General features: G+C 52.8%; 6 protein-coding genes. All 6 read right to left on the bottom strand.

Going from position 1 to position 4,562, the window contains the following annotated elements; translation table 11 throughout:
* On the bottom strand, positions 1 to 464 hold a 464-nt coding region (locus tag ACML7B_RS10560), incomplete at its 3' end, for an ABC transporter permease (RefSeq protein WP_418541160.1).
* On the bottom strand, positions 458 to 1,276 hold the full coding sequence (locus tag ACML7B_RS10555; RefSeq protein WP_418541159.1) for an ABC transporter permease: 819 nt from the start codon (positions 1,274 to 1,276) through the stop codon (positions 458 to 460). The genes ACML7B_RS10555 and ACML7B_RS10560, both read right to left, overlap by 7 nt.
* The gene (locus ACML7B_RS10550; protein ID WP_346707922.1) at positions 1,269 to 2,342 is read right to left on the bottom strand and encodes an ABC transporter ATP-binding protein; all 1,074 of its coding nucleotides are present in this window, start codon (positions 2,340 to 2,342) and stop codon (positions 1,269 to 1,271) included. The genes ACML7B_RS10555 and ACML7B_RS10550 overlap by 8 nt, the downstream gene beginning before the upstream one ends.
* Before the next feature lie 9 nt (positions 2,343 to 2,351).
* Positions 2,352 to 2,900, bottom strand: a complete 549-nt coding sequence (locus ACML7B_RS10545) for a helix-turn-helix domain-containing protein (RefSeq protein ID WP_106790571.1) — start codon at positions 2,898 to 2,900, stop codon at positions 2,352 to 2,354.
* 150 nt (positions 2,901 to 3,050) lie between these two features.
* Positions 3,051 to 3,518, bottom strand: coding sequence for an HAD family hydrolase (locus ACML7B_RS10540; RefSeq protein ID WP_418541158.1), 468 nt, complete (start codon positions 3,516 to 3,518; stop codon positions 3,051 to 3,053).
* Complete coding sequence (locus ACML7B_RS10535) at positions 3,515 to 4,375, bottom strand: YihY/virulence factor BrkB family protein (protein WP_418541157.1); 861 nt, start codon at positions 4,373 to 4,375, stop codon at positions 3,515 to 3,517. Before ACML7B_RS10535 ends, ACML7B_RS10540 begins: the two co-directional genes overlap by 4 nt.
* Positions 4,376 to 4,562: the final 187 nt, after the last annotated feature.

Raw genomic sequence — 4,562 nt, 5'->3', positions numbered from 1 at the left:
TGCCGGATCTTGGGCATGACGCTTAAGATCACATAAGGGATATTAAAAGTAATATGGGCCAGCAGCACGCTGCCGAATCCCAGTTCCAGGAAATGAACGAACCACAGCATAAGCGCGATCCCCGTCACGATATCCGCGTTCAGCATGGGGATATTGGTGGCCGCCATCATGATCTGGTAGTTCCGCTGCCGCATGGCGTTGATCCCAAGAGCAGCCAGCACGCCGATCACCGTGGCGATAAAGGCGGAGGCAAAGGCCAGCACCAGCGTGGTCCCCAGGGCCTCCATGATCTGACTGTTCATAAGAAGCCTTTTATACCAGTCCAGGGTGAATCCTCCCCAGGTCACCCGGGACCTGGAATTGTTGAAGGACAGGACGATCAGCACCAGGATAGGCGCGTACAGGAACACCACGATGATCCCCAGGTAACATCTGCTGCAAAAATCTTTCAACTTCTCTACCATACCGTCGATCCCTTCCCTTCTACGTCATTTTTCATGGTGAAGGCCATGCTGATCAGCACGAAGATCATCAGGGACACAGACAGGCCGGAGCCCAGGTTCCAGTTGATGCTCTTGGTAAACTCCTGCTCGATCACATTTCCGATCAGCTGCAGCTTCCCGCCGCCCAGGATGTCCGCCACAACGAAGGAAGTCATGGAAGGAACGAACACCATAACGATCCCGCTTAAGAGTCCCGGCACAGACAGGGGGAAGATCACCTTGCGGAAGGTGGTGAATCCGCCCGCTCCCAGGTCCTTGGCCGCCTCGATCACGTCCTCGTCAATCTCCATCACCGCATTGTAGATGGGGAGCACCATATAGGGCAGGAAATCATAGACCACGCCGATCATCACCGCTATCCCGGTATTGGCCAGGGCCAGCGGCTCAAATCCCAGCTTCTGGACAATGAAGTTCAGAATCCCGTTGGAGGACAGGATCATCTGCCAGGCCAGAAGCCGCAGGATAAAGTTCATCCACATAGGCAGGATGATGATAAAGATGGCGAATCCCCGCTTCCCCAGGTTCAGCCTCCGAAGGGCCAGCACCAGCGGATAGGACAAAAGGATGCATAAAAGGGTACATCCCACCGCGATCTCCAGGGAGAAGACCACCGCCTTCAGGTGGATGGGATCCGCGATCGCCAGTATATTTTCCATTGTAAAGCCGCCCTCCTGCGCAGTCAGGGCATAGCGGAAGATCAGGATCATGGGGATGACGGTAAATCCGATGACCCACACCGCATAAGGAGTGGCCAGCCATTTCCGCTTATTCATCTTCTCTTATGACCTCCGCGTCCTCCGAATGAGGCTTATGCATGATCTGGATATTGTCCGGCAGGATGGTAAGGCCCACTGGGACACCTACCTGCGCCGGATTCACACTCTCGATCATCCACTCGTAATCTCCCACCTGGACCTTGATCTCATAGACCGCTCCCTTGAAGATGATGGAGACTACCGTCCCCTGCAGATATCCTTCTTCCGGGCGCACGATGACCAGATCCTCCGGCCGGATGACCACATCCACCAACTCGTCTTTTCCAAATCCCACATCCACACAGGGGATCTCCACCCCCTGGATCTCTACCAGGCAGTCCCGGCGCATGATCCCGTCGATGATGTTGCTGTCCCCGATAAAGTCGGCCACAAAGGCGTTCTGGGGTTCATCGTAAATGCTCTTGGATGTGCCGATCTGCTGGATGATGCCCTTGTTCATGACAATGATCCGGTCGGACATGGTAAGGGCTTCCTCCTGGTCGTGGGTCACATAGACGAAGGTGATCCCCACTTCCTTCTTGATCTTGATCAGCTCCCGCTGCATATCGTGGCGCAGCTTCAAGTCCAGAGCCCCCAGGGGCTCGTCCAGAAGCAGCACCTTGGGCTCGTTGACGATAGCCCGGGCAATGGCCACCCGCTGCTGCTGCCCGCCGGACAGCGACATGGGGCTGCGCTTCTCATAGCCTTCCATATTCACCAGCTTCAGAGCGTAGGCAATCTTATCCTTCACATACTGCTGGCTCTTCTTCTTCAGCTTCAGACCGAAAGCGATGTTCTCCTCCACATTCATATGGGGGAACAGAGAATATTTCTGGAATACCGTATTTACATTCCGTTTATCCGGCGTCAGATTGGTGATATCCTTGCCGTCAAAAAGCACCCTGCCCTTATCCGGCTTCTCGAAACCTCCGATGATCCGCAGCGTGGTGGATTTGCCGCAGCCGGACGGCCCCAGCAGGGTGATGAATTCATTTCTCTTGATCTCAAGGCTGAAGGAGTTCAGCACCTTCTTGTCGTCAAAGGTCTTGCTGATCCCGTCCAGTTCCAAAATAACGTCCTGCATAGTTCCTCCTTAGAAGCTTGGCGGGGTGCTGATCCACAGGACCGTGGACACCTTTGCACAAGCCGAGCTTATCTTATGTTTCTTATTGGCGGCAAAGATAAAGGAATCTCCCTTTCTCACCGTGTACACATTTCTTCCGTAATGTACGTTGATCTTTCCTTCCAGCACATAGCCGAACTCCTCCCCCTCGTGGGGCTTGTCCACCGGCATGGACTGGCCGGGCTGGATCCGCACCAGGATAGGCTCCATACTCCGGCTCTGGGCCGAGGCCACCAGCCATTCGATCCGGTTGCCGTCCTCGTCTGTCTTCTCAAAATAGTCTTCTTTGGGGTAGACTACAGGCTGCTCACTTTCCTCCTGAAAAAACTCCGCCAGATTGGTCCCCAGGCACTCCACAATGTCCATTAACGTAGAAATGGACGGCGCCGTGAGGCCCCGTTCCAACTGGGAGATAAAGCCCTTTGTAAGCTCTGTTCTGTCTGCAAGTTCTTCCTGGGTCAGGCCATTCTGATTTCGAAGATTTCGGATCTTATTTCCGATATTTTCCTCTATGTTCATATGCTTCCTTCCCTTACAGTTACTAAACATTTTGTTTTGTCCTTCTTTATTATACATATACTAAATTTAAAGTCAACTATTTTTATGATAAATCTTTGCAAATTCCCACGGCGTAAAAAAAGAACGGCTCAAAAGCCGTTCCATTTCCCTTTATCCTCGCAGTGTGGCCACCAGCCGCACCGGGTACAACAGCAGATCCAGGGCGTCCTCAATACTCCTGGTGCACACGTCTGCCTCACCCAGAAGCCGGCTGCACATTCCCTCCTGCTCCAGCACCGCGATGGCCAGGGCGCTGGCCCGCAGCATCAGCTTGTCATTCCTCCCGTTTCCAATGGCTACGCAGGAGGATAAGCCCAGCTCCTCCACCACTGCCATCTTGGCCGGAAGGGCATTGTCGTTAGGGAAGGTCTCGATCCGCACCGGCAGATCCTTGCAGGCCTCTCTGGCCGTTCCGTAGGTATCCGCGGTCAGGACCACGATCTCAAACTCCTGGGCCAGGCGGCAGATCCGCTCCTTTACCGATTCCTTAATCTTCCCGCCCATGGCGATGGTCCCGTTGTAATCCAGCACCAGATAATTTAAGTCTAATTCTTTGTAGCCTGGTATCTCAATCTTCATTCCTCTTCTGTCCTCTCCTTCTTGTCTCTTTTTCCGGTAAATAATTTGTCATACATTTCTATATTCAGTTCCCCTCCCAGCAGGATACTGTACATACAGAAATACATCCACAACATGATCAGCACGATGGTGGTCAGGCTCCCGTACATACTGGAGAAGCCCTGGAACACGTCTACGTATACGGAGAAGATCCAGGAGATCACCATCCACCCCAGGGCTGTGAAGACCGCTCCCGGGATCTGCTTGCGGAATTTGTCCCTCCGGTTGGGAAGGAACTTGTAGATCAGGAGAGAGAACACCACCAGAAGCGACGGCGTGATAAAGATCCGGGCCTGGATCAGCCAGTCCGCCAGGGAAGTCATAAAGGGAATGTGATCCGCGATAAAAAGATTCAAAGTGTTTCCGAAGACGGACAGTATCAGAAGGGACACGATCACCAACAGGAACATCAGGGTGTACAGCGTGGCCCTCACCCGCAGGAACACGTAATTTCTGGTCTCCGGACATTCATAGACACAGTTCAGGCCGGAAGTCACAGCCAACACTCCTTTTCCCGCCGACCAGAGGGCTACGATCACCGTTACAGGGATGACGCCCATGGACTGGTTGTAAACCTGATTTACAATGGATGTGATCAGAGAATCCACAGATCTTGGGAACACCTGGATCACCGCTGTCATCACGTCCGCCTTAGTCACCGGCGTATAGCGCACCAGCATAAGGAGGAGCAGGATGATGGGGATCATACTGAGCATGAAGAAAAACGCGGACTGGGCCGCGTAGGCTCCCACATGATCCTCCCCCACCTGGGTGGAGAACCGTATGCACTTTTGATAGATTTCCTTGATCCTTTTCATAACTTCTCTCCTGCTATTCCCTTTATTTTACCCGATTTCCCTCTGTTTGTCTATTGAAAAACCCGCACGGGGGAAGTACTATAGAGAATAGGATAACCAGAGAGGAATGAAATTATGGAACTTTTGAAAGAACGTATTCGAAGAGACGGTATTGTAAAGCCGGGAAATGTACTGAAGGTAGACAGCT

It is taken from the genome of Massilistercora timonensis (assembly GCF_048354975.1).
Taxonomy (GTDB): Bacteria; Bacillota; Clostridia; order Lachnospirales; family Lachnospiraceae; genus Massilistercora; species Massilistercora timonensis.
This window is presented reverse-complemented; position numbering and strand designations above follow the sequence as displayed.

Bases quoted from the DNA above. Each gene is read 5' to 3' on its own strand.
- ACML7B_RS10550 (WP_346707922.1), bottom strand. From the start codon at position 2,342: ATGCAGGACGTTATTTTGGAACTGGACGGGATCAGCAAGACCTTTGAC.
- ACML7B_RS10535 (WP_418541157.1), bottom strand. From the start codon at position 4,375: ATGAAAAGGATCAAGGAAATCTATCAAAAGTGCATACGGTTCTCCACC.
- ACML7B_RS10540 (WP_418541158.1), bottom strand. From the start codon at position 3,518: ATGAAGATTGAGATACCAGGCTACAAAGAATTAGACTTAAATTATCTG.
- ACML7B_RS10555 (WP_418541159.1), bottom strand. From the start codon at position 1,276: ATGAATAAGCGGAAATGGCTGGCCACTCCTTATGCGGTGTGGGTCATC.
- ACML7B_RS10545 (WP_106790571.1), bottom strand. From the start codon at position 2,900: ATGAACATAGAGGAAAATATCGGAAATAAGATCCGAAATCTTCGAAAT.